We start from the raw sequence: 1,443 nt of genomic DNA, 5'->3' as shown, positions 1-1,443 counted from the left end.
GGCCGGCCTCGGTGCGCGCGGCCGCGTGCTTGGCGGCGGCCACCGTGGCGGCGTCGAAGGGTGCAAGCTCGAAGGCCCCGAGCGGGCCGTTCCAGACCAGGGTCTTGGCACCGTCGATGGCGGCGTTGATCTCGGACACCGAGCGCGGTCCGGCATCAAGGATCATGCTGCCCTCCGGCACCGAATCCACCGGTACGGTCTCGTGCGGGGCCTGGGCCTTGAATTCGGTCGCCGCCACCGCGTCCACCGGCAGGATGATCCGGCAGCCGGCCTTGTCCGCGGCCGCCAGGATGCGCAGGGCGGTCTCGGCGAGGTCCTTCTCGCACAGGGACTTGCCCACCGCCTTGCCCTGCGCGTGCAGGAAGGTGTTGGCCATGCCGCCGCCGATCACCAGCATGTCGACCTTGGCGACGAGGTTCTCCAAAAGGTCGATCTTGGACGACACCTTGGCGCCGCCGACCAGCGCGATCACCGGCCGCTGCGGCGCTTCGAGGCCCTTGGTCAGAGCCTCGAGCTCGGCCTGCATCTCGCGGCCCGCATAGGCCGGCAGGCGATGGGCCAGGCCCTCGGTGGAGGCGTGGGCGCGGTGGGCCGCGGAGAACGCCTCGTTGACGTAGACGTCGCCGTTGGAAGCGAGCGCGTCGGCGAAGGCCGCGTCGTTCTTCTCCTCGCCGGAATGGTAGCGGGTGTTCTCCAGGAGCAGGACGTCGCCGTCCTTGAGCGCCGCAACCGCCTGCGCTGCGTCGTCGCCGACGCAATCGGCCGCGAAGGCGACGGTGCGGCCGAGCGCGCGGCTCAGCGCCGGAACCACCGGCTCCAGGGATTCCTTCGGCTCGCGCTTGCCCTTGGGGCGGCCGAAATGGGCCAGCAGGATCACCCTGGCGCCCCTCTCGGCGACCTCCCGGATGGTCGGGACGACGCGCTCGATGCGGGTCGCGTCGGTGACGCGGCCGTCCTCCATCGGAACGTTGAGATCGACGCGCATCAGCACGCGCTTGCCCGTCAGGGCGCCGGCGTCGTCGAGGGTGCGGAAGGCGCTCATGCGGTCCTGTGCGGGTCGAGGGCTGTTATTGGACGGTGGTGCCGGACGTGGCGGCCGGCACCGGAATCAGGCGGTCGAGGTTGAGGCGCTGCACCGCCACCATCAGCACGACGGTGAGGATCGCGGTGATCACGGCGGTGAGCACCAGCGCGCCGGTGCCGGGCAGGCGCCGGGTCCGGTCGGCGAGCCCACGCATCTCGGTGCGCAGGGCCGCGAGGTCGGATTGCCGGGCGGATTCATTCATCCGGTTGGCGGCGTTCTCGACCTTGTCCTCGACCCGCGACAGCAGGGACTCGGAGCGCGCGTACTTGTCCTCGATCCGCGAGCACTTGTCCTCGATGCGTGCAAGCTGATCGAGGAGGTGGCTCGCCGGCAGCCCCTGCGCGGGCGCCGTCGCCACC

Annotated in this window: 2 protein-coding genes; both read right to left on the bottom strand. The window is 71.1% G+C overall.

Annotation, left to right across the window (positions count from 1 at the left end; all coding sequences use genetic code 11):
- Nucleotides 1–1,042 (bottom strand): phosphoglycerate kinase (locus FV228_RS29655; RefSeq protein ID WP_147857718.1); only part of this gene is annotated, 1,042 nt, incomplete at its 3' end.
- Between the two features lie 25 nt (nucleotides 1,043–1,067).
- Nucleotides 1,068–1,442, bottom strand: a complete 375-nt coding sequence (locus FV228_RS29650; RefSeq protein WP_147857717.1) for a hypothetical protein — start codon at nucleotides 1,440–1,442, stop codon at nucleotides 1,068–1,070.
- Nucleotide 1,443 lies beyond the last annotated feature (1 nt).

This window comes from Methylobacterium sp. WL18 (assembly GCF_008040015.1).
GTDB lineage: Bacteria > Pseudomonadota > Alphaproteobacteria > Rhizobiales > Beijerinckiaceae > Methylobacterium > Methylobacterium mesophilicum.
This window is presented reverse-complemented; position numbering and strand designations above follow the sequence as displayed.